Consider the following 25972-nt stretch of genomic DNA (forward strand, 5'->3'; position numbering starts at 1 on the left):
ACTCGCCAATCGCACCGACCTATTCCCTCCCCGCAAGGGGGAGGGGTAGGGGTAGGGGTGGGGGTGGAACGACCGGGTGAGCGATTGAACACGATCAATGCTCGTCATCCCCGGCCTTTGCCGGGGATCCACGTCTTTGATCCGTTGTGGTTCCCAAGACGTGGATGGCCGGGCCAAGCCCGGCCATGACGCTGTAGGGCGGTCGTGTTTTCTGGATGACGCGCAGTGCTCCGACTTTGCGCCCCCATCCCTATCCCTCCCCGCAAAGGGGAGGGAACACACGCCACGGCTTGATGGCCGGCCTCTGAGGAGGTCGACACTGGGGGAAACAGGTTAAGCCGCGACGCCCAGCTTCTTCTGAAGGCTGGTGGACGACGTCGTGTATTGGAAGAGAAGCTTCTTCTCAGGATAGACGTAGCGGTGCACCTTCTGGGCCGCGAGCGCACCCTCGTGGAAGCCGGAGAGGATCAGCTTGAGCTTGCCCGGATAGGTGTTGATGTCGCCGATGGCGAAGATGCCGGGAACGTTGGTCTCGAACTTCTCCGTATCGACGGGGATCAGGTTCTCGTGGAGGTTCAGGCCCCAATCGGCGATAGGGCCGAGCTTCATGGTGAGCCCGAAGAAGGGCAGCATCACGTCGCAATCCACCGTGAGCTCGGAACCGTCGTCCTTGCGGATCACGGCGCCTTCGAGAACGGGAGCTTCGCCCTTCAATGCGCTGACCTGGCCGAGATGCAGATCCATCTCGCCGGAGGCGACGAGCGAGCGCATCTTCTCCACGGTGTGCGGGGCGGCGCGGAAGGCGTCGCGGCGGTGGAGGAGCGTGAGGCGCTTGGCGATGGGCTGCAGGTTCACGGTCCAGTCGAGGGCGGAATCGCCGCCGCCGACGATCAGCACCTTCTTGTTGCGGAACATCTGCATGTGTCGCACGGCATAGAAGACGCCGGTGCCCTCATAGGCCTCGATATTGTCGATCGGCGGCTTCTTGGGCTGGAACGAACCGCCACCCGCCGCGATGATCACCGCCTTGCACTCGAAGGTCGTGTCGTTCTCGGAGGTCTTCACGCGGAACCGCGGAGCCTCAGGCGTGCCGATGGATTCCAGGCTCTCCACCATCTCGTTGAAGTGGAAGGTGGGGTGGAACGGCTCGATCTGAGCCATCAGATTGTCCACAAGCCCCTGGCCCGTGACCATCGGAAAGCCCGGAATGTCGTAGATCGGCTTTTCCGGATAAAGCTCGGCGCATTGGCCGCCCACCTTCGGCAGGATGTCGATCAGATGGCATTTGATGTCGAGGAGCCCCAGTTCGAACACGGCGAACAGGCCCACGGGCCCGGCACCGATGATGACGACGTCCGTTTCGATATGGTCGGTCATAAACAGGCTCCTTCGAGAGACCGTTTCGAAGAGCACGGTCTCATGGTCTTGGCAATGCGGCAGGGATGACGGTTTAGCCGCCCGTTGGGGCGAGGGTGACCTCCAGGCCGTCGAGTTCAGGGGTCCAAATGATCTGGCAGGACAGGCGGGAACTGGGCTTCGTCACCACCGTGTCGAGCTGGTCCTCTTCCTCCTCGGTCGGTGGATAGAGCTTGTCCAGCCATTTCTCGTCCACGAAGACATGGCAGGTCGCGCACTCACAGGCCCCGCCACACAGGCCTTCGATGGGCAGGCCCCAATCCCGGATGATTTCCATCACCCGCCAACCCTCGATGGCCTCGAGGGTATGGCGCTGGCCGGCCCGGTCGGTCACATGGATGACGCCCATTGAAGCGGGAATTCCTTAGCATAAAGTCAGGGGAATGGCGCGGGAGCCCGCGCCGTTTGGGCTGGATATCGACTTTTCGGCCCGTCGCGTCAATGGTTTAAGGGCTACGTTTGTTTCCGTAGCTGGGCCATTGCTAGATCCCGAGTGTCTCCGCCCTCAAGGTCTCATTGGTCATGAGCTCGTCGATGGAGCCCAGGAAACGCATTTCGCCGCGCTCGATCACGATGGTGCGGTCGCTGATGCCGGCCGCGAAGGCCCAGTTCTGCTCGGAAAGGAGCACGGCGACGCCCTCGGCCTTCATGGCCCGGATCGCCTCGGCCATCATCTGCACGATCACGGGGGCGATCCCCTCGGACGGCTCGTCGAGCAGGATGGCATCCGGGTTGCCCATGAGGGTGCGGGCGATGGTGAGCATCTGCTGCTCGCCGCCGGACATCTGGTTGCCGCGCCGCCCTCGCATCTCGGCCAGGTTGGGGAAGAGCCGGAACAGCCGCTCCGGTGTCCAGGGGGAGCGGCCCGGACCCGCCGCCTTGCGGCCGACCTCCAGATTTTCCTCCACCGTCAGGTCGGTGAAGATGCGCCGATCCTCCGGAACGTAGCCCAGCCCCAAGCGGGCGATCTTGTAGGTGGGAAGGCGTGCGAGGGAGTGGCCCTTGAAGGTGGCCTTCTGGGCCGTTGCAGGCACAAGACCCATGATGGCCTTCAGGGTGGTCGTCTTGCCCGCCCCGTTGCGGCCGACCAGCGCCATCACCTCACCCGGATTGAGCGCGAAGGTCAGGCCGAACAGCACCTGGGCGCGACCATAGGAAGCGGTGAGATTCCAGATTTCGAGAAGCGGCTCGCTCATGCCGGGCTCACCCCTTTCGGCCTTTCCAGTGCATGGTCGTCGCCCAGATAGGCACGCCGCACGTCCTCGATCTGGCGGATTTCTTCGGGAGAGCCGGTGGCGATGATCCGCCCTCGCACGAGGACGATCACTCGCTCCGCATGGCCGAACACCACATCCATGTCATGCTCGGTGAAGAGAACGCCGATCCCCTTCGCATCCGCGATCTCGGCGGTCAGATCCATCAGAGCGGCTCTTTCCCGGGCCGCCATGCCGGCGGTAGGCTCATCCATCAGCAGGAGCTTCGGTTGCCCCGCCAGTGCGATGGCGAGTTCCACGCGCTTCACATCGCCATAGGCCAGCGCCGAGCAGGGATGATCGGCGGATTCCGTCATGCCTACCTGCTCCAGCAGCGCAAGCGCCTCCTCACGATGGCGCATGCGTGCCGGAGCCCAGAGCGCGGTGCTTTCCCGGTTGTGGCTGACAAGGGCCATCTGCACGTTCTCGGCCACGCTCATCGAGAGAAAAGTCTGCGCCACCTGGAAGGTGCGCCCGACGCCGAGACGAAAACGCTTTTGCGGCGAGGCGGGCGTGATGTTCTTCTCATCGAGCAGTACCGCACCATGATCGGGACGCAGCTGTCCGCCGAGCATGTTGAAGACGGTGGATTTCCCGGCACCGTTTGGCCCGATGATGGCAAGCATCTCGCCCCGTTCAAGGGTGAAGCTCACATCCCGCGCCGCCGCCACGCCGCCGAAGGATTTGCTCAAGTCCTGTACGGAGAGAAGCGTCATGCCTGTTCCTCCCGCCATGCACGGACGGTGCCTACGAGCCCGCGCGGGAAGATGAGCACGATGACGATGATGCTCAGGCCAAGCACCAGACGCCACAGGGACGTGAGCGGCATGATCTGGTCGCGCAGCACATGCAGAACACCGGCACCCACGAGCGGGCCGGTGACGGTCTGGATGCCGCCGATGAGGAGCATCGTCAGGGCATCGACGGATGTCGGAATCCCGAGCAGGGTCGGATCCACAGAGCCGCGAGAGAAGGCGTAAATGCCGCCGGCGAGACCAGCGGCTGCACCTGAGATCGTGAAAGCCAGCCATCGATTCTGGCGAATCTTCAGGCCGATGGCTTCGGCCCGAGCTTCAGAATCTCTCGCAGCCCGTAGCGAATAGCCGAACGGCGCGTCGATGATGCGCATCAACAGCAGAACGGTCGCTGCAGTGATGACAAGCGTGAAGAGGTAATAGGGCACTTGGCCGCTGAGCCGCGCTGAAGGCCACACGCCGACGATGCCGTTATCGCCTCCGGTGATATCGACCCACTGGAAGGCGACGGCGAAGATGATCTGCGCAGCGGCAAGCGTCATCATGGCGAGATAGATGCCCGACAGTCGCACCACGAAAGCGCCGATGATCAGTGCTCCAACGGCCGCGAGGAGAAGCCCGGCAGGAAGTGCAGCCTCCATCGGTACTGCGAACCACTTCACGGCAAGCGCTGCACCATAAGCCCCTAATCCGAAGAAAGCGGCATGGCCGAAGCTTACGACACCGCTGATGCCGATGAGAAGCTGCAGACTGAAGGCGAAGAGCGCGAAGATCAGGATTTCGGTGGCAACCTTGAGCACATAGGCATCGCCGATGAGCGGGAGGCTCGCGAGGGTGCCGATGACGGCCACCAATCCGAGGGGAGCATAGAGCGAGCGCTTATGGCTTGAGATGCCCACCGCATGCGTGCCGCCGATCACTTCAGGACGTCCGAAGAAACCATAGGGCCGAACGGCAAGCACGACGGCCATGAGCAGGAAGACGACGACAAGCGTGCTCTTCGGAAAGATGAGGATGCCGAAGGCCTGCAGCTGCCCGATGATCAGCGCTGCCAGAAATGCACCAGGCACGCTGCCCATGCCGCCGACGACGGTGACGACAAAGGCTTCGGCAATGATCGAGAGATCCATGCCCGCATGGGCCGAGACGCGTGGAATCTGGAGTGCGCCGCCGAGACCTGCGAGAAAGGCGCCGAGGAACAGCGTCCCCGTGAAGAGCAGCGCCTGGTTCACGCCAAGCGCCGCGATCATCTCCCGATCCTGCGTGGCCGCGCGCACCAGAACGCCAAAGCGGGTCTTGCGCAGGAGCAGCCACACAAGCGCGAGCACGATGGGGCCGGCCGCGATGAGCACGAGTTCGTAAGACGGAAAACGCCGGCCGAGAATTTCGACCGGCGCGCGCAGGCCTGGAGCACGGGGGCCGAGAATGTCCTCGGGGCCGAAGATCAGGATCGTGAGGTCCTGCACCACCAGCACGACGCCGAAGGTGGCGAGCAGCTGAAAGAGTTCCGGCGCACCGTAGATGCGGCGCAGGAGCAGAACTTCGATCAGCACGCCGATCAGGCCGACGATGATGGCGGAGGCGAGAATGCCGGCCCAGAACGTCGTCGGACCGAAGGAGAGTTCAAGCAGCCGCGGCACGAGCGTCGCGGCCGTATAGGCGCCGATCATGTAGAGCGAGCCGTGCGCGAAGTTCACGATCCGCGTGACGCCGAAAACGAGCGTGAGGCCGCAGGCGGTGATGAAGAGCGACGAGGCGCTGGAGAGCCCATTGAGAGCCTGAATGGCGAGGAAGGAATAATCCATTGTCCTATCCTCTCAACGGGCGTCGATTGCGCGCTCTGCCGTCAACCCATCAATCCTTCCGAACCGCCTTCACCTCGGCTTCTGTCGGCATGAACGACGTGCCGTCCTTGTAGGTCCAATCCTTCATGCCGCCATTAGCGCCTTTCAGCACAAGCTTGCCGACCCAGGCGCCCATGGTGGATTGATTGTCCAGCCCACGCATGGTGACGGGGCCGATCACGGTGTCGAACTTCGCATCTTCCAGCGCCTTGATCAGCGCTTCGGTTTCGACGGAGCCCGCACGCTCGATGGTGTCGCGGATCATGTAGACGACCATGTAGCCGAGCAGGGAACCCAAGCGCGGCGTGTCGTTGAACTTCGCGCGGTAGGCATCGATGAAGGCCTTGTGCTTGGAATCGGTGATCTCGTCCCAGGGATAGCCCGTCACCGTCCAGCCTTCCGGCACCTCGTCCTTCAGCGGCAGAAGCCATTCGGGCTCGCCGGTCAGCAGCGAGAGAACCGTGGCGCCCTCGAAAAGGCCGCGCGTGTTGCCCTCGCGCACGAACTGCGTGAGGTCGGGTCCGAAGAGCACGTTGAAGATGCCGTCGGGCTTGGCCTGCTCCAGCGCGGAGACGGTGGCACCCGCCTCGATCTTGCCGAGCGCCGGATACTGCTCGGCGACGATCTCGGCTCCGGGCACGCGCTCCTTGATGAGGCGTTTGAACACTTCCGCAGCCGACTGGCCGTATTCGTAATTCGGCGCAACGATCGCCCAGCGCTTCGCGCCTGAGGCCTTCGCCTGATCCACCAGCATGCCGACCTGCATGAAATTGCTGGGACGGATGCGGAAGGTGTACCGATTGCCCTGCGCCATGGTGATGGCGTCGGTCAGGGGCTCTGCGGCGATGTAGAGGATCTTCTTCTGGTTGGCGTAATCCGCCATGGCGACGCCGACATTCGACTGGAACGAACCGAAGAGCAGGGACACGCCCTCGCGGTTCACCAGCTCGTCCGCCACGCGCGTCGCATCGCCCGTGGTCGCGCCGTCGTCGCGGGAGACGATCTCGATTTTGCGGCCGAGCACGCCACCTTTGGCGTTGATCTCCTCCAGCGCCATCTGCCAGCCGCTGCGGTAAGGCATCGTAAAAGCGGCCCAGCGGGCGTAGGAATTGAGCTCACCGAGCTTGATCGGGGCCTGCTGCGCCTGGGCCGCCGGGCTTGCGAACGCGAGCGCCAGTCCAAGAGCCAGCCAGCGGGTCATCGATGCCTTCGTCATGATGCGGTTCCTGTTCCAGGGGTCGGCGTGGATGTAGGGCCATTCCGGGTCTGAAGAAAGCCTAAACTGCCAAGGTTCACGGATTCATACCTTGCTTGTTCCAGGGGAGGAATGACACATTCGCTGCCCTCGTTCCCTCAAGCCCTGTGATCCCATGCTTCTCGATACCGATCCCGCCCGCGCCTTCATGCCCTATCCCGCTGCCGCTGTGCCTCATGCCGCCAGCGGACCTCTCTCCGGGCTGACCTTCGCCGCCAAGGACCTGTTCGATGTCGCGGGCTATCCGACGAGCTGCGGATCGCCCCACATGCTGGCGATGTCCGGGATCAAGACCCGCACGGCACCGATCGTGCAAAGGCTTCTCGATGCCGGGGCGCGGCTCGTCGGCAAGACGATCACGGACGAGCTTGCCTTCTCCATGAGCGGCAAGAACGCCCATTTCGGCACCCCTGTGAACGGTGGCGCGCCGGATCGCATTCCCGGCGGCTCGTCCTCGGGCTCGGCGGCCGCCGTCTCCAACGGCCTCTGCGATTTCGCCCTCGGGACCGATACGGGCGGTTCCGTGCGTGCGCCGGCCAGCCATTGCGGCCTCTTCGGCATTCGCCCCACCCATGGCCGCGTAAGCCTGGAACTCTGCCACGATCTCGCACCCTCCTTCGACACCTGTGGGTATTTCACCCGCGACGGTGCGACTTTCGTGCGGGTGGGCGAGGTTATGCTCGGAACCGACAGCAATCCCCTGTCAGCCAGCCCAAGGATTCTCCTCGCCAGGGATGCCTTCGGCCTTTTGGGGCCAGAGGTGAAGGCGGCGCTCGAACCCGCCGTCCGCCGGGTCGAGGCGGTGCTTGGCACATCCGAGGATGTGACCGTCGCCACCGAAGGCTTCACCGCTCTCTATTGGGCCATGCGCTACATCCAGAGCCGGGAGGCCTGGGGCGTCGACGGGCCGATGATCGAGCGTTACCATCCGCCTCTGGGACCAGGCGTGGCGGACCGCTTCGAATTCTCCCGCGGCGTCACCGATGCCCAAGTGACCGAGGCACAGGTGATTCGCAGCGCCTTCCGGGCACGCTTCAGCGCTCTCCTGGCTCAGGACACGGTGCTGATTCTGCCGACCATGCCGGATGTGGCGCCGCTTCTCTCCGAAAGCGACGATGCGCTCAACGACTACCGCAACAACGCCCTGAACCTGCTCTGCCTGTCGGTGCTCTCCGGCCTGCCGCAGGTCTCGATCCCACTCGCTTCGCGCCTTGGCGCACCGTTCGGGCTGTCGATCATGGGGCCGGCGGGCTCGGATCTGAGCCTCGTGACCTTGGCCAAGCGAATTGCGGATGCTGGCCTAGCCTGATTGAACCGCGTCCGCCCCGTGCTCGTTACCGGCAGGTGCGGATGACGGCGGGCTGCCCGATTTGAATAGGGGACATCATGACCAATCCCATCGTTCACCCTCAGATGCCCCATGTAGTGGTGGCAAGCGCCTGCATGCTCGGCGAAGGGCCTGTGTGGGACGAGCGCTCCGACACCCTGTTATGGGTCGACATCAAGAACCCGGCCGTGTGGCGCTACCATCCGGAGACGAATGAGCATTCGCGCATCGCGGCGCCGGAGCGCATCGGCTTCATCGCGCTCACTCCCGATCCGGATATCGTGGTGGCCGGCTTCAAGTCAGGCCTTTCCCGTTTCAACCTGAAGACGGGCGAGGCCGAGCCCATCATTGCGCCCGAAGAAGATCTCCCCGGCAACCGCATCAACGACGGCCATGTGGGGCCGGACGGCGCGATCTATTTCGGCACCATGCATGATGAGGAGACGGATGAGAGCGGTTCCTTCTGGCGTTGGGATGGAAAGGAACTGAACCGGTTCCATTCCGGCTTCATCGTCACCAACGGCCCGGCCTTCAGTCATGACGGGCAGATTCTCTATGCCACCGATACGGTGAACGGCGTGATCTATGCCTTCGACGTGAGCGGAGGCCAGGTGGGCGAGCGGCGGCGCTTCGTGCGTTTCGAGGAAGGTTGGGGTCATCCCGACGGCATGGCCGTCGATGCGGAAGGCTATGTCTGGGCCTGCCACTGGGGTGGCTCGCGCATCACGCGCTTTGCCCCTGACGGATCGGTGGAGCGGACTGTGCCGGTGCCGACGGCGCAGGTCACGAAATGCGCCTTCGGCGGGCCGGATCTGACCACGCTCTACATCACCACCGCCGCCATCGGCCACGATCCCCATGTGGATCCTATGGCAGGCCATCTCTTCAAGGTCGAGACCGGCGGCATCCGAGGCTTGAAGACCAACATCTTCGAAGGGTGAGATCATGGCGATCGAACGGTTCGGCTCCGTCGATGGAGAGGATGTCCTGCAGATCACGTTGACCGGTCCCGACGGGATCGAGATGCGCGTGCTGACCTGGGGGGCCGTGATCCGCGACCTCGTCGTGCCGACGGGAAACGGACCGCAGAATGTGCTGCTGGGGCTGAACTCCATCGAGGATTACATCGCCTACTCACCCTATTTCGGAGCCATTGTGGGGCGCTATGCCAACCGCATCGGCGGGGCCCGGTTCACGCTGAACGATGAAACCTACAAGCTCGACGCGAATGAGGGAGCCAATCAGCTTCATGGCGGCTCCAGGGGCTTCGGCACGCGGCTCTGGAGCCTCGTCGGGCACGGTGAGTCCAGCGTCACCTTAAGCCTTGTCTCCCAAGACGGAGACATGGGGTATCCGGGGCGCCTGATCGCCACCTGCACCTACACCCTGCTGCCTTCTGCAACGGTCCGGATCGAATTGACGGCCATCACCGACCGTCCGACGCCGGTCAACCTCACCACGCATGGCTATTTCAATCTGGATGGCAGCGCTGACATTCTCTCCCATCACCTGATGCTCGCGGCCGATTACATCACGCCGACTCATCCCGATCTCATCCCCACAGGCGAAATCAGGCCCGTAGCGGACACGGCCTACGATTTCACCAGTCCAAGGCCCATCGGCGCCAAGTTGATCGATGACGACACCCTCTACGATACGAATTACGTGCTGCGCGGCCCTTATGGGTTACTCCGTCAGGCGGCAATCGTCAGATCTCCGAGGAATGGGCTGAGCATGGAGCTCTGGACGACCGAGCCAGGCGTCCAGTTCTATGCGGGGCATCTCATCAACATGCCCGTTTCAGGCCTTAACGGCGCGCAATATGGCCGTCATGCCGGCCTTTGCCTGGAGCCTCAGCGGTTTCCGGATAGCCCCAATAAAGCCCATTTTCCGTCGTCAATTCTCGATCCGGGGCAGGTTTCAGAGCAGGTCAGCGAGTTCAGGTTCTCGATCTAGTCGGGAACTTTGCCACAAGTTGGCCGTTTTTCCTGCAGCGTTGCGTTCCGTAAAAAACACCAACCAAGAAGGGAATGCTCCCTATGCCTGTGCTCGATGCGAAAGCCCTGGAGACCGATCCCAAGGGAATGGCTTTCCTCCTGAGCGTCCTGCGTCCAAGCCCTTCCGCTTCCACTCCTCAGCCCAAGGAAGTAACTCTGCCGAAAAGCCTGCCGCAAAATGTGCGGATGCATTTCCGCTTCACCCGCCGCATGAAACAGTTCCTTCCTACTTTGGTCTAGCAGGCGCTTTCGCGCCCGCTATTCGCACAAAGCCGCCAATCCGCGCTTGGCCAGAAGCGCGTCCGCCGTGGGCAGACGGCCCCGGAAGGCCGTATAGGCCTCCGCCGGGTCGCGCAGATTGCCGGCGGAATAGATGAAGCGCTTCAGCTTCTCCGCCATGTCCTTGTCGAAGGCGTCGCCCGTTTCTTCGAAAGCCATGAAGGCATCGGCATCCAGCACCTCCGACCAGAGATAGCTGTAATAGCCCGAGGAATAGCCGTCGCCCGCGAAGACATGGGTAAAATGCGGCGTGCGATGACGCATGATGATCTCGCGCGGCATGCCAATCTTCTCCAGAATCTCCTTCTCGAAGGCCGAGACATCGAGGCCCGTCACGTCCCTGCGGCGGTGAAGCTCGAGATCGACGAAGGCCGAGGCCAAGTATTCCACCGTGGCAAAGCCCTGATTGAAGTTCCGTGCAGCCATCAGGCGTTCGAGCAAATCCTCCGGAATCGGCTCGCCTGTCCGGTAATGGGTGGCATAGCGACGGAGGATATCTGCTTGCGACAGCCAGTGCTCGTAAAGCTGTGAGGGCAGCTCCACGAAATCGGTCGAAACGGCCGTGCCCGCGAGCAGCGGGTAGGTGACGTTGGAGAGAAGGCCATGCAGGCCATGGCCGAATTCGTGGAAGAGCGTGCGCGCATCGTCGAAGCTCAGGAGCGAGGGCTCGCCCGCGCCGCCTTTCGCGAAATTCATGACGTTCACGATGACGGGCCGCACGTCGCCCGTGAGCTTTTCCTGAGAACGGAAGGCGCTCATCCATGCGCCGCTGCGCTTGGATGAGCGGGCGAAATAATCGCCGATGAAGGTGCCGACGTGATTGCCGTTCGCATCCAGCACCTGCCAGGCGCGAATGTCCGGATGATACTTCGGAAAATCCTTCAGCTCCTGGAAGCTTAGACCGAAGAGCCGGTGCGCGGTCTCGAAGGAAGCCTCGATGATCCGGTCGAGCTGGAAGTAGGGCTTGATCGTTGCCTCATCGAGATTGTGGCGTGCCATCCGCACCTGATCCGCATAGAAGCGCCAGTCCCACGGCTCGATGGCGATGTTGTCGCCTTGAGATTGCGCCAGTGCCTGCAGGTCGTCGCGCTCCTCTTGCGCGCGGGCGCGAGCGGGCGCCCATACGTCGCTCAAGAGCTTCTGCACGGCATCCGGTGTCTTCGCCATGGTGTCGGAGAGCTTGAAATCGGCGAAAGTCTCATAGCCCAGGAGCTTCGCGCGCTCAACGCGCAAAGCCGCCATCTCGGCGATGATGGCCTTGTTGTCGGTGGCGTTGCCATTGTCGCCACGCGAGGCCCAGGCCTTGAAAGCCTGCTCGCGAAGGTCGCGGCGCTTGGAGAATTGCAGGAAGGGCTCGATGCTGGAGCGCGACAGGGTGATGACGTATTTGCCCCTCAACCCGCGCTCTTCTGCGGCTTGCGCTGCTGCTTCGCGCAGGAACGAGGGAAGACCTGCGAGATCCTCTTCGGTCCCGAGCACGAGCTGATAGGATTTCTCGTCCGCCAGGACATTCTGCGAGAACTGCGTGCCAAGGCTTGCCAGGCGCTCGGTGATGGCGGCCAGACGCTTCTTCTCCTCCGCTCCGAGCTTTGCGCCCGCGCGCACGAAAATGGTGTTGTAGCGGTCGAGGACGCGAGCCTGCTCCGCATCGAGACCAAGGCTCTCGCGCTTGTCGTAGAGAGCGGCGACGCGCTTGTAGAGCGCCTCGTTCATGAAAATGCTGTTGCGGTGCTTGGCGAGGAGCGGCGCCATCTCGCGCTCGATGGCCTGGATCGCCTCGTTGGTGTGCGAGCCTGCGAGATTGAAGAACACGCCGCCCACGCGCTTGAGGGTGGCACCGCTGCGTTCCAGAGCCTCGATGGTGTTGGCGAAGGTGGGTTCCTCCGTGCTCTCGGCAATCGTTGCGATTTCGGATTGCTGTTCCGCCAATGCTTGATCGAAGGCAGGCTTGTAATGCTCAGGAAGAATGCTCTCGAAGGGCGGAAGAGTGAAGGGTGTGTTCCAAGTGGAAAGAAGAGGATTGCTTGAGAGATTCGCGCTGGATGCCATTGCCGACATGCTCCGCTGAGAGTTCGTATTGATCGAGTTGTAGCGATCTTAACCGTCCATCGGAAGAGGCGCGGTGTCTGTCCCGGTCAGATGGCGGCGCAGGAAAGCGAGCGCCCGCTGCATGGCGTCCTTTTCCGCTGCTCCCCGGAAGCCGTGGCCCTGGCCCGGATAGACTTTCACCTCATGCGGCACGTTCTGCTGGCGGAGCAGCGCCTCAACCGCATAGGCGTTCGCCACCGGCACGATGGGATCGGCCGAGCCGTGCAGAACCAGGGTCGGCGGCAGGCGTGAGGTGGTAGCAATCGCTCCTTCAGGCAGCGGACCGAAATAGTTCACGAGCGTCTTCACGCGCGGGTCTATGGAAGAGACGGCGAGGCCGAGCGCCGCACCCAGCGAGATGCCGATGATGCCGATGCGGCCTGCATCCGCTCCAGGGTGGTTGGACGCAAAGGTCAGCGCATCCTGCACCGTGCTCATCCAGGGCATGAAGTTCTGGAACAGGGTGGCGAAGGAAGCCCGCCTTTCGCCCGTGCGATCCAGGTAATGGACAAGGTGAACCTGAAAGCCAGCTGCGGCCACGCCCCGAGCACCCTGGCGATACCCTGTGTTGTAGCTCAACCCATCTGCACCGTGCAGCATGAGCACGGCAGGGCGGGCTGCGTCGCCTGCAGCCTGAAAGGTTTCGACGGCAATGGTCTTGCCGCTGCTCGTGAAGGTGTTGCGTTTTTCCGTCACCGGCATCTTTGGGACTTGATCCTGTTGGGCATGGAGAGAGGAAGAGGCGGCAAGAGCCGCACCGACCAGAAGACTGCCTCTCGTGAGCGACATGGGCTGAAGTTCACAGGAATAAACGTGGGATAGGATTGAAATGGGGACGGGTAGCCTCGGTCCCAGATGGCAAAAGGTCTCAAGTTTGCCTCAGGCGGAACGGCCAAGGATCGTTTTGCGGGGTCCATACGTTGGTTGCTGACCGGCGAGATGTCCTCGCTGCCAGCAGAGACCGAACAACGATGCCTCCTGCCCGCTTGCCCGTTCCGCCGCCCTCAGAGACGGAGATTCAGCCTCCCCGCGTTCCGGGCCTGTCCGGATTGCTGACCCTGGCCGTGGGCGTGGTCGTGCTGGCAGCGCTCTATGTGGGGCAGGATGTCTTCCTGCCCGTGGTGCTCGCGATCCTGCTCGCCTTCGTGCTCGCCCCCTTCGTCGACCTGATGCGCAGATGGCATCTGGGCCGCGTCACGTCGGTCATCATCGCGGTGCTCGTGACTTTGGGGATCATCGTTTCTCTCGGCGGCCTCATCGGGTTCCAACTGGCAGGCCTTGCCTCGGACATTCCGCGCTATCAGACCACGATCGAGAGAAAGATCGGCTCCCTGCGGGAGGGAACGTTGGGCAAGATGCCGGCCATGCTCCGGGATTTCGGCCGTCGGTTCGACAAGGCCGTGGGAGAGCAGCCTGCGGAAGCACAGTCTCCTGCCTCGCCCAGCGCAGGAGCACCTGCGCCGGAAGAGCCGAAGCCGATGCCTGTGGAGGTGCATGAGCCGGAGCCGACGCCGGCGCAGGTCGCGCGCAATTTCCTGCTGCCCCTGCTCGAGCCTCTGGCGACCATGGGCATCGTGTTCGTGGTGCTGGTCTTCATTCTCATGCAGCGCGAGGATCTGCGTGACCGCATGATCCGCCTGTTCGGCTCAAGCGACCTGCATCGCACCACGGCGGCCATGGACGATGCCGCGCGACGCTTGAGCCGCTACTTCCTCACTCAGCTTGCGCTGAACGCGGCCTTCGGCCTGGTGGCGGGTATCGGCCTCTGGCTGATCGGCGTGCCGAGCCCGGCCCTGTGGGGCGTCTTCGCGGCGCTCATGCGCTTCGTGCCCTATATCGGCTCGTTCGTGGCCGCCGCCCCTCCGATCCTTCTCGCCGCCGCGGTCGATCCCGGCTGGTCCATGGCGATTTTGGCTGCGGCTTTGTTCGTGATCGGCGAGCCTGTCATGGGGCAGGTCGTGGAGCCCATTGTCTATGGGCAGAGCACCGGCCTGTCGCCTTTCGCCGTCGTTATCTCGGCGATCTTCTGGACGTGGCTCTGGGGTCCGGTGGGCCTCCTCATCGCGACGCCTCTCACCCTCTGCCTCGTGGTGCTCGGACGCCATGTGGAGCGGCTCGAATTTCTCGATGTGCTGCTTGGCGACAGGCCTGCTCTGACGCCGGCGGAAAATCTCTATCAGCGCATGCTCGCCGGCGACCCCGATGAGGCGCTGGACTCGGCGGAAGTCCTGCTGAAAGAGCGTTCACTCACTTCCTATTACGACGAGGTTGCACTCAAGGGGCTTCAACTTGCCGCCAATGACGCGACACGTGGCGTGCTCACCCATCGCCAGCTCGATCAGGTGCGCGATGTGATCAGGGCGCTCGTGCAGGATCTTGGCTCTCACGAGGATATCGAACCGCCGCCGCATGAGACCGAGGATGAACCGGTGGCGTCCCCGCCAAGCGAGAAGCCTGCGATCAAGGAGCCGGCCGTCGTCAGCGAGATGCCTCACCAGGATAGGATCTCCGAGGCGTGGAAAGCGGAGGGCGCCATCATGTGCATCGCAGGTCGCGGTCCTCTCGACGAAGCGGCTTCCGAGATGCTGGCGCAGCTCTTGAATAAGCATGGGCTTGGAAGCCGTCTCGTCCCTCACGACGCGGTGTCACGCTCGGCGATCCACATTCTCGATATGACCGGCGTGCAGATGGTGTGCATCAGCTATCTGGAGATCAGCGGCACGCCCGCGCATCTGCGCTATCTGCTGCGGCGTTTGAGGAAGAACGCACCCAAGGCACCCATTCTCGTGGGCCTATGGCCTGCGGAAGATGCGGTTTTGAAAAGTGAGGCGATGCGCGCGACATTGGGAGCGGACTACTACGTCTCGTCCATGCGCGATGCAGTGGTGCAATGTCTGAAGGCTGCCACCGGGGAGGAAGAACTGCCTGAAGCCGTCACGACAGGTCAGGCAGCCAGCGAGGCAGCGGCAGTAAAGCGTCTGCCGCTGCCTGCATAACCACACGAAGCCATCTCCGATCTCTGCTTCGCTTCGTCCCGAATAACACGGGAGAGAGATGGCGATGACACGGGCGCTGTCGGTGGGGAATGTCAAAGAGCCAAGCGGCAGCAGCCTCGGGGCCGGTGGCGTTCCGAGGGTGAGCGGTCGAGGGGCGCGCGAGGAGCGGTCCGGCTCGATCTGGGAGGTGAAGCGTGGAACCGAACGGCTCCTCGCGCACGGTTCTTTTAGGCGGACAGGCGGCACCGGCTCCGTCAACCGCCGCAAGCGGACACCGCAGCGGTCGCGTCTCGACCTGCGGGCGGCTTGTGACCGATCCGAGCCCGACTTGCACAGCCTGGGCCTCCCGTCACAGTCGCCTGCGTGTAGCGTCTGCACGGGACCGCTCCCGACCCCGCAGCTTACGACGCCTCGCGAGCGCGCCCCCGGCAGGTCAGGATGCAGCAGATGTAACTCAGTTTAGGCATATTGTCAAGAACAGAGCGAGAACATGTTCCGGCTGCGTCCTCCCGCCTGCCGCAGCCTCTCGCGTCATCCCCGGCCGCGGGCCGGGGATCCACGTCTTCATGGCTCAGCGGGTCCAAGACGGGGAGGGCCGCATCAGGTGCGGCCATGCCGAGGTGCGGTGATCATGGCTCAAGCGTCGGAATGATTCCTCTCGTCATCACCGTCTTCAAAGCGCAGTGGTTCCCAAGACGGGAGCGCCGGGACTGATCCCCGGATTTGATCCGGGGACAGCCATGATACGAGAGGCAGTCACCCCACCCGGATCGGCTCACGCCGTCCGGGATGACGCCTCGTGGCTTATGTTAAGCCGCCTGTTCCTTCAGGAAGTTCTCGGCGTAGTGGCAGGCAACCTGCCGGCCATCGAGCTCGCGAAGCTGTGGGCGCTCCACCTTGCATCGATCCGTCACATAGGGGCAGCGTGTCGAGAACACGCAGCCCTTCGGCGGGTTGAGCGGCGAGGGGAGCTCACCTTTCAGCACGATGCGCTTGCGTTTCACGCCGGTGATGCCGGGCGTGGAGGAGAGAAGCGCCTGCGTATAGGGATGCAGCGGACGGGCGTAGATCTTCTCCTTCGGACCATGCTCGACCGCGTGGCCGAGATACATGACGAGCACGTCATGGGCGATGTGCCGGACGACGCCGAGATCGTGCGAGATGAAGAGATAGGCGAGACCCATCTCCTGCTGCAGATCGGCGAGAAGGTTCAGCACCTGCGCCTGGATCGACACGTCGAGCGCCGAGACCGGCTCGTCCGCCACCACGAGCTTCGGCGAGAGCATCAGCGCGCGCGCAATCGCGATACGCTGGCGCTGGCCGCCGGAGAACATGTGCGGGTAGCGGTTGTAGTGCTCGGGACGTAGGCCCACCTTCGCCATCATCGTGCGCACCCGCTCCTTGCGTTCGGCAGAGGAGAGGTTGGTGTTGATGACGAGCGGCTCCTCCAGGATCGTGCCCACTTTCTTGCGCGGGTTCAGCGAGCCGTAAGGATTCTGGAACACCAGCTGCACCATGCGGCGCAGCTCCTTTGCATAGTTCGACGGCGGGTTCACCGCATCGATGCCGTCGAGGGAGAGCTGTCCCTCCGTCGGCTTTTCGATGAGCGTCACCATGCGGGCAAGCGTGGACTTGCCGCAACCCGACTCGCCCACCACCGCGAGCGTCTTGCCGGGCTCGATGGCAAACGAGATGCCGCCGACCGCCTGCAGGGCCGCCGGTTCTTTGAACAGCCCGCGCTTGACCTTGTAGATCTGCTTCAGGCCCTTGGCTTCAACAACGGGAGCGCTCACGACGCGGCCTCCGTCTTCAGGGGATGATCGTGCTGGATATTGGCGTTTCGGCTCGGATCGCCGAGCGGGTAATGGCAGCGGATATGGCCGCCGGCCCAGGGACGCAGCTCGGGCCGCACATTGCGCGAATGCTCGGTGGCATAGGCGCAGCGCGGGCTGAACAGGCAGCCCTTCGGACGGTCGTAGAGGCCGGGCACCACGCCGGGGATCGTCGCGAGACGTCCGCCTTCGCTGCGCTCGGGGAGCGCTGCGAGAAGTGCTGCGGTGTAGGGATGCTGCGGCGAGGCGAAGAGGTCGGTCGCGGAGCGCTCCTCCATGATCTGGCCCGCATACATCACCATCACGCGCTGGGCGGTGTCGGCGACGACGCCCATGTTGTGCGTGATCATGACGAGACCCATGTTGCGTTCCTTCTGGAGCGTCATGAGCAGGTCCAGGATCTGCGCCTGGATCGTCACGTCGAGAGCGGTGGTGGGCTCGTCCGCGATCAGGAGCTTCGGATTGCAGGCAATCGCCATCGCGATCATGACGCGCTGGTTCATGCCGCCCGAGAGCTGGTGCGGGAAGGCGGAGAGGCGGCTCTCGGCTGAGGGAATGCCCACCTGCTCGAGCAGTTCGATGGCCCGGCGGCGCGCACCCTTGCGGTCCATGCCCTCATGCAGGCGCAGCGTCTCCGTGAGCTGGAACCCGACGGTGAAGGACGGATTCAGGCTCGTCATGGGCTCCTGGAAGATCATGGCGACGTCCTTGCCCGTGAGCTTGCGCCGCTCGCGCTCGGAGATCGTCAGGAGATCGCGGCCGTTGAAGGTGAGTTTGTCCGCCTTCACGCGGCCGGGGAAGGGGATGAGGCCCATGAGGGCCAGCATCGTCACGCTTTTGCCGGAACCGGATTCGCCCACGACGCCGAGAACCTCGCCCTCTTCGAGCTTGAGGCTGACGCCGTCCACGGCACGCATGATGCCGCCTTGGGTCGGAAATTCGACCGACAGATTTTCAATTTCGACAAGAGCCATGATCAGCGCTTCAGTTTGGGATCCAGGGCGTCGCGAAGACCGTCGCCCAGAAGATTGAAGGCAAGCACCGTGACGAGGATCGCAAGACCGGGGAAGGTCACGACCCACCAGGCACGGAGCACGAACTCGCGGGCATCGGCCAGCATGGTGCCCCATTCCGGCGACGGCGGCTGCGCGCCGAGGCCGAGGAAGCCCAGAGCCGCAGCGTCGAGGATCGCGGTGGAGATGCCGAGCGAAGCCTGCACGATCAGGGGGGCCGTGCAGTTCGGAAGCACTTCCTTGAACATCAGACGGGTCGTTCCGGCACCGCTCACGCGGGCCGCCATCACGTAGTCCTTGGAGGTTTCCGTGATCACCGCTGCGCGTGCAAGGCGCACGTAATGCGGCAAAATCACGAGGGCGACGGCGAGCATCGCGTTCATGAGGCCAGGGCCCAACACCGCCACGATCACGATGGCGAGCAGGAGGCTCGGCAGCGTGAGGACGATGTCCATCAGGCGCATGATGAAAATCTCGGTCAGGCCCCGGAAGAAACCGGCGACGAGGCCGAGCACGGTGCCGAGCGCGATGGAAATTGCCACGACGACGATGCCGATGAGAAGCGACAGGCGCGCGCCGTAGATCAGACGTGAGAGGATGTCGCGACCGATGGGATCCGTGCCGAGCGGGTAGGCGATCGAGCCGCCGTGCTGCCAGAACGGGGGCTTCAGGGCGAGGGCGGTGTTGGTGATGTTCGGATCGTGCGGAGCGATCACATCCGCCAGGAGCGCGATGAGCACCACGGCCACGATGATCACGAGACCGGCGACGGCGCCATGATTGGCGCTGAAATAGCCCCAGAATTCGCGCAGCGGGTGGGGAGGGGTGGCCGTCGGAACTACGACGGCCGGAGCTTCCATGGTTTCAGTGGTCATCGCGTATGCCTGATGCGAGGATTGATGAGGCCGTAGGCAAGGTCGACGAGAAGGTTCACGCTCATCACCACGACGCCGAGCAGCAGAGCGCCGCCCTGCAGAACGGGATAATCGCGGCGGAAGATGGCGTCGATGAGCCATTTGCCCACACCCGGCCAGGAGAAGATGGTCTCGGTGAGGATCGCGCCGGTAAACAGCACGCCGATCTGCAGGCCGATCACGGTGACGACCGGGATGAGGGCGTTGCGCAGTGCGTGCAGGGCGACGATGCGGAAGCGTGAAAGACCTTTGGCCTTGGCGGTGCGGATGTAATCCTCACCGAGGACTTCCAGCATCGCGGAGCGGGTCATGCGCGCGATCACGGCGAGCGGCACCGTGCCGAGCACGATGGTCGGCAGGATCAGATGCTGGACAGCCGACCAGAATGCGCCTTCCTCGTCGGATAGGAGCGTATCGATCAGCAGAAAGCCGGTGATCGGCTCGATATAATACAGGACATCGATGCGGCCGGAGACCGGGGTGAGGTCGAACTGCACCGAGAAGATCAGGATGAGAATGAGGCCCCACCAGAAGATCGGCATGGAATAGCCGGTGAGCGATATGCCCATCACACCATGATCGAAGATCGAATTTCGTCGGAGCGCCGCGATGATTCCCGCGGGCAGGCCGAGGATCAGCGCGAAGAGAATGGCGCAGAGCGCCAGCTCGATGGTCGCCGGAAACAGGGCCTTGAACTCGCTCAGGACCGGCTCCTGCGTGATCATCGACTTGCCGAGATCGCCTTGCAGGACACGGGAAAGATAGATCCCGTATTGAACGAAGACGGGCTTATCGAGGCCGTATTCCTTGAGCAGTTGCTCGTGGCGTGCGGGGTCGATGCCGCGCTCGCCCGCGAGGGTTTCGATCGGGTCGCCCGGCACGAGGCGGATCAGGAAGAAGGCAAGCAGCGTGATTCCGATGAAGGTCGGAATGATCAGGCTGACGCGGGTTAAAATGAATCTGAGCATCGTCTGAACGTAAAAAGGCGGAGCGGCTGAACGAGCCGCTCCGCCATGGGTTGAGTGGGAAGGCTTACTTGCCCTTGAGGTCCACGCCGTAGAAGGTGTGACGGCCGAACGGCGAGAGCTTGAAGTCAACCACTTCCTTGCGGACCGGCTTCAGCTGCACGGCATGAGCAATGGTGAACCAGGGAGCCTGCTCCTTGAAGATCACCTGAGCCTGCTCGTAGAGCTTCGTGCGTTCGGCCTGATCGGTCGTGACCTTTGCCTTCGTGACGAGATCGTCGAACGGCTTGTAGCACCACTTGGCGATGTTCGAGCCCGAAGCGCTCTGCGCCGAGGCGCAGCCGAGCAGCGTGTGCAGGAAGTTGTCCGGATCGCCGTTGTCGCCCGTCCAGCCGAGCTGAGCCATCTGGTGCTCGCCGGCCTGGGCGCGCTTGCGGTACTCGCCCCACTCGAAGCTCTTGATCTCGGCCTTCACGCCGATCTTGGCGAGGTCGGCCTGCATGAGCTCCGCGATGCGGCGAGCATTCGGGTTGTAGGGACGCTGAACCGGCATGGCCCACAGATCGGTCTCGAAGCCGTTCGGGTAGCCGGCTTCGGCCAGCAGCTTCTTGGCGGCGTCCGGGTTGTACTCGTCTTCCTTCACGGAGTCGTTGTACCCCCACATGGACGGCGGGATCGGGTTCTTGGCCGGAACGCCGGAGCCGAGGAACACCGCGTCAACGATGGCCTTCTTGTTCATGGCCATGTTCACCGCCTTGCGGACGCGAACGTCGTCGAAAGGCTTCTTGGTGGTCTGATAGGCGAGGTAGCCGATGTTCAGGCCGGGCTGTTCCAGGATCTGGACGTTCGGGTCCTTCTTCATGGCCTCGAGGTCAGCCGGGTTCGGATACGGCATGACGTGGCACTCGCCCTTCTGGAGCTTCGCCCAGCGCACCGAAGCGTCCGGGGTGATCGAGAAGACGAGGTCGTCGAGAGGAGCCTTGCCACGGAAGTACTCGGGGAAGGCCTTGTAGCGAATGATGGCGTCCTTCTGGTACTGCACCAGATAGAACGGGCCCGTGCCGATCGGCTCTTGGTCGATCTTTTCGGGAGTGCCCGCCTTCAGCATGGCATCCGCATATTCCTTCGACTGGACGCTCGCCCACATCATGGCGAGGTCGGCCAGGAACGGAGCCTCAGGCTGGTTCAGGGTCACCTTAACGGTGTAGTCGTCGACCTTCTCGACCGACTTCAGCAGCTTGGGCATGCCCATGTCGCCGAAGTAGGAGTGGTTCGGGCTGGTGACCTTGAAATACGGATTCTCTTCCTTCCACTGACGCTCGAACATGAACACGATGTCGTCGGCGTTCATGTCGCGGGTCGGCTTGAAGTTCTTGTTGGAGTGCCACTTCACGCCCTTGCGGAGGTGGAAGGTGTAGACGGTGCCGTCAGCGGACACATCCCACTTCTCGGCGAGGCTCGGCTGAACCTTCGTGCCGCCGCGCTCGAACTCGACGATGCGGCTGTAGATCTGCTCGCTGGCGTCGAAAGACGTGCCGGTGGTGTTCACGCCGGGATAGAAGTTCTCCGGGCTGCCCTCGGAGCAGTACACGAGGGTTTTGGCAGCCAGGGGGGCCGCCGCCAGGAAAGCCGGAACGCAGATGGCTGCGAAAAGGGCTGATTTCTTCATTATCTTGGTCCTCTGAGACGGCACTACATGTGGCCGTTCTGTGACGAAGTTAAGGTGCGAAGCTCCAATAATGTCAATCTGTCCCGGCAACCTTGGCTAATTTTTAGAATAAATTTACCATTTTGTGCCGGTTTCGTGCAGTTTTTTTCAAAAACCGGCCGGTTTTTATTTTCCGCGATTCTGCACGCCTTCGAGGCGGTTGGGAGCCCTTTCATCCACAGCCTTAGCGCATCGTGCGGACCCGAAGGGCCGCGTCAGCGAAAAGTGGACCCGGTTTTCCGCTCAAACGATGCACTCATCAAAGAAGAAAGCATCGGATCGAATCCCAAAAGTAGATTCCACTTTTTTCGTCCGAGGCTCTAGCGCGCTGTGCTCCTTCCGAAAGGTGAGGCGGTGTTCATGGGCCCAGTTTCTGTCGGAGCAGTCGGCAGCGGCCCTGATTCTCATGGGGCTCCTCCTCTCGGCAACCAGAGAGGAAACGCGAGAGCTGTCGCCCGGATGACCCTGCCTGGTCATTTCCCCGGATTCCGGTCTTCCTCAAGCATATGGCGTCCAGGCCCGTTCGGCGATGGAGGGGAACACATCATGTGTGGCGCGGCCTCTGGCGGCCGGGCGGCCCCCTGGGGTTGGTTCCCCCATGAGATGAGCCCTCAAAAGGCCTGCGCATTCGGTAAATCTTCAGCGTCACCTGGCCAAGCATCGCTAACGAAGGTAAGTAACCGTCCCATGGGTGGGTTATCGTCCCGGGAAACTTGGGTGGGTCCGCTTGACGGGTGACGCCTGGGCCATAAAAGCAGAAACGTGTCCTTCGCCGCGTGGCCTCTGACCATCGACCCGGGCACGCCCTCCAGACGTTGTTTGCCCGAGTTGATGCCCTTTCCGCCGGGCCGTTTTCTCAATCCAGCTTCCCGTAAGCTTTAGGCCACGAAAGCCTTTGCCATGCGATCCGCCTTTCTGCGCAATGCCCTCGTCCTCGGAATGCTGTCCGCGATCGGACCCTTCGCCATCGACATGTATCTGCCTGCCTTCCCGGCCATCGCCCGCGAGCTCCAGGTCGATGTCAGCGCCGTGCAGATGAGCCTGATGAGCTTCTTCCTCGCGGTCGCCGTCTGCCAGCTGGCCTATGGGCCTCTCTCCGACCGGTTCGGCCGCAAGCCGCCCCTCTATGCGGGCTTGGGACTTTTCATCCTCGGCAGCATCGGCTGCAGCTTCGCGCCGAATGTCGAGATGCTCATCGCCTTTCGCTTCCTGCAGGGCGTCGGCTCCTGCGCCGCCATGGTGATTCCCCGCGCGATCATTCGCGATTTGCATACCGGTCACGAAGCCGCTCGCCTGATGGCGACCACGATGCTGGTTTTCAGCGTGTCGCCGATCCTCGCTCCGCTCGCTGGCAGCACACTGACTGCGTTCTACAGCTGGCGCTTCATCTTCTGGGCCATCGCGGCAATCGGCTTGGCTGGCATGGCCGTGCTCTTCTTCCTGCTGCCGGAGACGCGGCCCGAGAGTGCAGGTCAGCGAGGCATCGCCCAAGCGTTCTCCACTTACAAGGCCCTTCTGAAAGACCGCCGTTTCCTAGGGATCGCTTTCACGGGCGGCTTCAGTCAGGCGAGCTTCTTTGCGTATCTTGCCGGCTCGTCCGTGATTTTCATCGAGCATTACGGTCTTTCGCCCTCGCACTACAGCATGATCTTTGCCTCGAACGCGATCGCCTTCATCGGCAGTGCGCAGTTCAACAGCATTCTCATGCGCCGCTTCGGTGCCGAGCGTTTGGTGCGCACGGCCATTTCCGGCTTCGTTGCTCTGGTAAGCCTGCTGTTCATTCTGACCTTGGCCGGCATCGACAATGCCTATGTCCTCTGGGGCCTTCTGTTCCTCTCCTTCGGCTGCCTTGGCTACGTCATTCCCTCGACAGCGGTTCTGGCCTTGGAAGAGCATGGACCGATCGCCGGGACTGCATCGGCGCTCATGGGCACGCTGCAGCTCAGCACGGGTGCGGTGATGATCGCGCTCACGAGCGCGCTCTACAACGGAACCTCGCTGTCCATGACGGGAGCCATCGTGTTCTGTGGCTGGGCTGCCTTTATCTTAAGCATGCGCACCCTGAAGCCGAAGCGCGTCTACCCCTGACGGCTTTCTACGAGAATCCAATCGCGGAAGGAACGCACCAGAGGCGCCTCGGCCTTGTGCTCGGGATAGACGAGATAATAGGCGCCGACGCTCAGGATGCTCTGGGGGAAGAGAATCTCGAGGCGCCCTGAGGCAAGCTCGTCTGCAATCAGGAAGTTTGGAATGAGCCCGACGCCGAGTCCGGCGGCCGCGGCTTGCGCCACCATGGCGAATTGCTCGAACCGCGGACCACGGATCGCATTGCCGGCTTCCACATTCACGCTCGCAAACCACTCGGCCCAAGCAGTCGGCCGGGTGCTCTGCTGCAGCAGCGTCGCGCGGGCGAGATCCTCAGGAGAATGAATCTTCTCGCACTCCCGGTAGGCGGGGCTGCATACGGGCACCGCCTCCTCCCGTCGAAGCAGCTCGCAGATCGCGCCGGGCCAATGCGGTTCACCGAAGTGGATGGCGGCGTCGAAGGGCTCGGCGGCGAAATCGAAGGGCACGAGGCGTACGCCGAAATTCACCGTCGCGTCCGGGTGAAGGCTGAGAAAATGCGGGATGCGCGGTATGAGCCAGCGGGTGCCGAAGGTCGGAAGCGTCGCGAGATTCAGAACGCCCTTCGTGCCTGAGAGAGCGATAGCCTGATGGGTGGCGTCCGAGAGTTCAGACAGCGTGGTGCGCACCTGCGAGGCGTAAAGACGTCCCACATCGGTCAGCACCACCCGCTGGCGGGAGCGGCTGAAGAGGGAAACGCCGAGCGAATCCTCGAGCTGCTGGATCTGCCGGGAGACGGCGCTTTGGGTCAGGTTCAGCTCTTCGGCGGCGCGCGAGACGCTGCCATGCCGGGCCGTGGCCTCGAAGGCGAGAAGATTGCCGATATTGGGCAGAAAGCCGCGACGGAGCACCAGTTCATTCCATTTGCGAATAACCTGCTGCGAAGATGTCGCTTTACATCGGCCCTGTCCAGCGCGATTTTCCGGCACAATTCAAGAGGTTTACCCGGCGCTCCGGAACAGCCTTCCGCGTCGGCTCACAAGAGGAATGCTCATCATGGCAGGTGCACACAAGGAAGTCGCAAAGCTCAAGTGGGAAGATCCGCTCCTCCTCGACGATCTTCTCACCGATGACGAACGCATGATCCGTGACACGGCCCGCGCCTATGCCCAGGACAAGCTCCTGCCGCGCGTGATCGAGGCCTATCGCGAAGAGCGTACGGATCGCGAGATCTTCAACGAGATGGGCGAGCTTGGCCTTCTCGGCGTGACCCTGCCGGAGGAGTACGGCTGTGCGGGCGCTTCCTACGTCGCCTACGGCCTCGTGGCCCGCGAGGTGGAGCGCGTCGATTCCGGCTACCGCTCCATGATGAGCGTGCAGTCCTCCCTCGTGATGTATCCGATCTATGCCTATGGTTCCGAGGATCAGCGCCGGAAGTACCTGCCCAAGCTCGCCTCGGGTGAGTTCGTGGGCTGCTTCGGCCTGACCGAGCCGGATGCGGGTTCCGACCCTGCCGGCATGAAGACCCGCGCCGAGAAGATCGACGGCGGCTATCGCCTGAAGGGTTCGAAGATGTGGATCTCGAACTCTCCCATCGCAGACGTGTTCGTGGTGTGGGCAAAGTCGGAAGCCCACGACAACGAGATCCGCGGCTTCGTGCTGGAGAAGGGCATGAAGGGTCTCTCCGCGCCGAAGATCGGCGGCAAGCTCTCCCTTCGCGCCTCCATCACGGGTGAGATCGTCATGGACGGCGTCGAGGTGGGCGAGGATGCGCTGCTGCCGAACGTGTCGGGCCTGAAGGGGCCGTTCGGCTGCCTCAACCGCGCACGCTACGGCATCTCCTGGGGCGCGATGGGCGCGGCGGAAGATTGCTGGCACCGCGCGCGCCAGTACACGCTCGACCGCAAGCAGTTCAACAAGCCGCTCGCGGGGACCCAGCTCGTGCAGAAGAAGCTCGCCGATATGATGACCGAGATCACCCTCGGCCTTCATGCCAGCTTACGCGTCGGCCGTCTGTTCGACGAGGGCCGCATGGCGCCTGAGATGATCTCGCTCGTGAAGCGCAACAATTGCGGCAAGGCGCTCGATATCGCTCGGCAAGCCCGCGACATGCATGGCGGCAACGGCATCCAGGAGGAATACCACGTGATGCGCCACGCGCAGAACCTGGAGACGGTGAACACCTATGAGGGCACGCACGACGTGCACGCTCTCATCCTGGGCCGCGCGCAGACGGGCCTGCAGGCGTTCTTCTAAGAAGGGAAAG

The 25972-nt window shown here is 62.9% G+C and carries 21 protein-coding genes; 7 read left to right on the forward strand and 14 right to left on the reverse strand.

Features of this window, described 5'->3' with window-relative positions:
* Positions 1-333: 333 nt before the first annotated feature.
* The 6 genes from ACUXUR_RS09620 to ACUXUR_RS09645 form a co-directional block, all read right to left on the reverse strand.
* A complete protein-coding gene (locus ACUXUR_RS09620; RefSeq protein ID WP_445502123.1) occupies positions 334-1377 on the reverse strand; it encodes an NAD(P)/FAD-dependent oxidoreductase in 1044 nt (347 codons plus the stop codon).
* Positions 1378-1450: 73 nt separating this feature from the next.
* On the reverse strand, positions 1451-1765 hold the full coding sequence (locus ACUXUR_RS09625; protein WP_445502124.1) for a 2Fe-2S iron-sulfur cluster-binding protein: 315 nt from the start codon (positions 1763-1765) through the stop codon (positions 1451-1453).
* 133 nt (positions 1766-1898) lie between these two features.
* Positions 1899-2612 (reverse strand): ABC transporter ATP-binding protein, encoded by a 714-nt coding sequence (locus tag ACUXUR_RS09630; protein WP_445502125.1) that lies wholly within the window; start codon positions 2610-2612, stop codon positions 1899-1901.
* On the reverse strand, positions 2609-3385 hold the full coding sequence (locus ACUXUR_RS09635; protein ID WP_445502126.1) for an ABC transporter ATP-binding protein: 777 nt from the start codon (positions 3383-3385) through the stop codon (positions 2609-2611). Before ACUXUR_RS09635 ends, ACUXUR_RS09630 begins: the two co-directional genes overlap by 4 nt.
* Complete coding sequence (locus ACUXUR_RS09640; protein ID WP_445502127.1) at positions 3382-5229, reverse strand: ABC transporter permease; 1848 nt, start codon at positions 5227-5229, stop codon at positions 3382-3384. Before ACUXUR_RS09640 ends, ACUXUR_RS09635 begins: the two co-directional genes overlap by 4 nt.
* A gap of 49 nt (positions 5230-5278) precedes the next feature.
* Positions 5279-6484 (reverse strand): ABC transporter substrate-binding protein, encoded by a 1206-nt coding sequence (locus tag ACUXUR_RS09645; RefSeq protein WP_445502128.1) that lies wholly within the window; start codon positions 6482-6484, stop codon positions 5279-5281.
* Positions 6485-6638: 154 nt separating this feature from the next.
* Here ACUXUR_RS09645 and ACUXUR_RS09650 point away from each other — a divergent pair, with 154 nt between their 5' ends.
* From ACUXUR_RS09650 to ACUXUR_RS09665, 4 genes are all read left to right on the forward strand, one after another.
* The gene (locus ACUXUR_RS09650; RefSeq protein WP_445502129.1) at positions 6639-7832 is read left to right on the forward strand and encodes an amidase; all 1194 of its coding nucleotides are present in this window, start codon (positions 6639-6641) and stop codon (positions 7830-7832) included.
* A gap of 77 nt (positions 7833-7909) precedes the next feature.
* Complete coding sequence (locus ACUXUR_RS09655; protein ID WP_445502130.1) at positions 7910-8791, forward strand: SMP-30/gluconolactonase/LRE family protein; 882 nt, start codon at positions 7910-7912, stop codon at positions 8789-8791.
* A gap of 4 nt (positions 8792-8795) precedes the next feature.
* Positions 8796-9806, forward strand: a complete 1011-nt coding sequence (locus ACUXUR_RS09660; RefSeq protein WP_445502131.1) for an aldose epimerase family protein — start codon at positions 8796-8798, stop codon at positions 9804-9806.
* A gap of 83 nt (positions 9807-9889) precedes the next feature.
* Positions 9890-10087: a hypothetical protein gene (locus tag ACUXUR_RS09665; protein ID WP_445502132.1), complete on the forward strand. Its 198-nt coding sequence runs from the start codon at positions 9890-9892 to the stop codon at positions 10085-10087.
* Between the two features lie 18 nt (positions 10088-10105).
* Here ACUXUR_RS09665 and ACUXUR_RS09670 read toward each other — a convergent pair whose 3' ends face one another.
* Both ACUXUR_RS09670 and ACUXUR_RS09675 read right to left on the reverse strand, forming a co-directional pair.
* Positions 10106-12175: a M3 family metallopeptidase gene (locus tag ACUXUR_RS09670; protein ID WP_445502133.1), complete on the reverse strand. Its 2070-nt coding sequence runs from the start codon at positions 12173-12175 to the stop codon at positions 10106-10108.
* Positions 12176-12223: 48 nt separating this feature from the next.
* On the reverse strand, positions 12224-13003 hold the full coding sequence (locus tag ACUXUR_RS09675) for a dienelactone hydrolase family protein (protein WP_445502134.1): 780 nt from the start codon (positions 13001-13003) through the stop codon (positions 12224-12226).
* 182 nt (positions 13004-13185) lie between these two features.
* On the opposite strand from ACUXUR_RS09675, the gene ACUXUR_RS09680 reads away from it, so the two are divergent.
* Entirely contained in the window at positions 13186-15210 is a 2025-nt protein-coding gene (locus tag ACUXUR_RS09680) for an AI-2E family transporter (protein ID WP_445502135.1), read from the forward strand.
* A gap of 809 nt (positions 15211-16019) precedes the next feature.
* Here ACUXUR_RS09680 and ACUXUR_RS09685 read toward each other — a convergent pair.
* The 5 genes from ACUXUR_RS09685 to ACUXUR_RS09705 all read right to left on the reverse strand — a co-directional run bounded on the left by ACUXUR_RS09685 (position 16020) and on the right by ACUXUR_RS09705 (position 21603).
* Entirely contained in the window at positions 16020-17003 is a 984-nt protein-coding gene (locus ACUXUR_RS09685) for a peptide ABC transporter ATP-binding protein (protein WP_445502136.1), read from the reverse strand.
* Positions 17000-18016, reverse strand: coding sequence for an ABC transporter ATP-binding protein (locus tag ACUXUR_RS09690; RefSeq protein WP_445502137.1), 1017 nt, complete (start codon positions 18014-18016; stop codon positions 17000-17002). The genes ACUXUR_RS09685 and ACUXUR_RS09690 overlap by 4 nt, the downstream gene beginning before the upstream one ends.
* 2 nt (positions 18017-18018) lie before the next feature.
* On the reverse strand, positions 18019-18930 hold the full coding sequence (locus ACUXUR_RS09695) for an ABC transporter permease subunit (protein WP_445502138.1): 912 nt from the start codon (positions 18928-18930) through the stop codon (positions 18019-18021).
* Positions 18927-19937: an ABC transporter permease subunit gene (locus tag ACUXUR_RS09700; RefSeq protein ID WP_445502139.1), complete on the reverse strand. Its 1011-nt coding sequence runs from the start codon at positions 19935-19937 to the stop codon at positions 18927-18929. The genes ACUXUR_RS09695 and ACUXUR_RS09700 overlap by 4 nt, the downstream gene beginning before the upstream one ends.
* Positions 19938-20001: 64 nt before the next feature.
* Positions 20002-21603 carry an ABC transporter substrate-binding protein gene (locus ACUXUR_RS09705; RefSeq protein WP_445502140.1) on the reverse strand — a complete coding sequence of 534 codons (1602 nt, stop codon included), beginning with the start codon at positions 21601-21603 and terminating at the stop codon, positions 20002-20004.
* A gap of 939 nt (positions 21604-22542) precedes the next feature.
* Here ACUXUR_RS09705 and ACUXUR_RS09710 point away from each other — a divergent pair.
* Positions 22543-23730, forward strand: coding sequence for a multidrug effflux MFS transporter (locus tag ACUXUR_RS09710; protein ID WP_445502141.1), 1188 nt, complete (start codon positions 22543-22545; stop codon positions 23728-23730).
* Here ACUXUR_RS09710 and ACUXUR_RS09715 read toward each other — a convergent pair.
* Positions 23721-24620 carry a LysR family transcriptional regulator gene (locus ACUXUR_RS09715; protein WP_445502169.1) on the reverse strand — a complete coding sequence of 300 codons (900 nt, stop codon included), beginning with the start codon at positions 24618-24620 and terminating at the stop codon, positions 23721-23723. The two genes, ACUXUR_RS09710 and ACUXUR_RS09715, sit on opposite strands and share 10 nt — an antisense overlap.
* A gap of 133 nt (positions 24621-24753) precedes the next feature.
* On the opposite strand from ACUXUR_RS09715, the gene ACUXUR_RS09720 reads away from it, so the two are divergent.
* The gene (locus ACUXUR_RS09720) at positions 24754-25962 is read left to right on the forward strand and encodes an acyl-CoA dehydrogenase (protein WP_445502142.1); all 1209 of its coding nucleotides are present in this window, start codon (positions 24754-24756) and stop codon (positions 25960-25962) included.
* The last annotated feature ends 10 nt before the right edge of the window (positions 25963-25972 follow it).

The organism is Microvirga medicaginis, assembly GCF_052658925.1.

Excerpts from the sequence above, each read along its gene's own strand:
- ACUXUR_RS09695 (WP_445502138.1), bottom strand. The coding sequence starts at position 18,930 with ATGACCACTGAAACCATGGAAGCTCCGGCCGTCGTAGTTCCGACGGCC.
- ACUXUR_RS09720 (WP_445502142.1), top strand. The coding sequence starts at position 24,754 with ATGCTCATCATGGCAGGTGCACACAAGGAAGTCGCAAAGCTCAAGTGG.
- ACUXUR_RS09650 (WP_445502129.1), top strand. The coding sequence starts at position 6,639 with ATGCTTCTCGATACCGATCCCGCCCGCGCCTTCATGCCCTATCCCGCT.
- ACUXUR_RS09710 (WP_445502141.1), top strand. The coding sequence starts at position 22,543 with ATGCGATCCGCCTTTCTGCGCAATGCCCTCGTCCTCGGAATGCTGTCC.
- ACUXUR_RS09625 (WP_445502124.1), bottom strand. The coding sequence starts at position 1,765 with ATGGGCGTCATCCATGTGACCGACCGGGCCGGCCAGCGCCATACCCTC.
- ACUXUR_RS09620 (WP_445502123.1), bottom strand. The coding sequence starts at position 1,377 with ATGACCGACCATATCGAAACGGACGTCGTCATCATCGGTGCCGGGCCC.
- ACUXUR_RS09640 (WP_445502127.1), bottom strand. The coding sequence starts at position 5,229 with ATGGATTATTCCTTCCTCGCCATTCAGGCTCTCAATGGGCTCTCCAGC.
- ACUXUR_RS09645 (WP_445502128.1), bottom strand. The coding sequence starts at position 6,484 with ATGACGAAGGCATCGATGACCCGCTGGCTGGCTCTTGGACTGGCGCTC.
- ACUXUR_RS09705 (WP_445502140.1), bottom strand. The coding sequence starts at position 21,603 with ATGAAGAAATCAGCCCTTTTCGCAGCCATCTGCGTTCCGGCTTTCCTG.
- ACUXUR_RS09690 (WP_445502137.1), bottom strand. The coding sequence starts at position 18,016 with ATGGCTCTTGTCGAAATTGAAAATCTGTCGGTCGAATTTCCGACCCAA.
- ACUXUR_RS09630 (WP_445502125.1), bottom strand. The coding sequence starts at position 2,612 with ATGAGCGAGCCGCTTCTCGAAATCTGGAATCTCACCGCTTCCTATGGT.
- ACUXUR_RS09700 (WP_445502139.1), bottom strand. The coding sequence starts at position 19,937 with ATGCTCAGATTCATTTTAACCCGCGTCAGCCTGATCATTCCGACCTTC.
- ACUXUR_RS09675 (WP_445502134.1), bottom strand. The coding sequence starts at position 13,003 with ATGTCGCTCACGAGAGGCAGTCTTCTGGTCGGTGCGGCTCTTGCCGCC.
- ACUXUR_RS09660 (WP_445502131.1), top strand. The coding sequence starts at position 8,796 with ATGGCGATCGAACGGTTCGGCTCCGTCGATGGAGAGGATGTCCTGCAG.
- ACUXUR_RS09635 (WP_445502126.1), bottom strand. The coding sequence starts at position 3,385 with ATGACGCTTCTCTCCGTACAGGACTTGAGCAAATCCTTCGGCGGCGTG.
- ACUXUR_RS09665 (WP_445502132.1), top strand. The coding sequence starts at position 9,890 with ATGCCTGTGCTCGATGCGAAAGCCCTGGAGACCGATCCCAAGGGAATG.
- ACUXUR_RS09655 (WP_445502130.1), top strand. The coding sequence starts at position 7,910 with ATGACCAATCCCATCGTTCACCCTCAGATGCCCCATGTAGTGGTGGCA.
- ACUXUR_RS09680 (WP_445502135.1), top strand. The coding sequence starts at position 13,186 with ATGCCTCCTGCCCGCTTGCCCGTTCCGCCGCCCTCAGAGACGGAGATT.
- ACUXUR_RS09670 (WP_445502133.1), bottom strand. The coding sequence starts at position 12,175 with ATGGCATCCAGCGCGAATCTCTCAAGCAATCCTCTTCTTTCCACTTGG.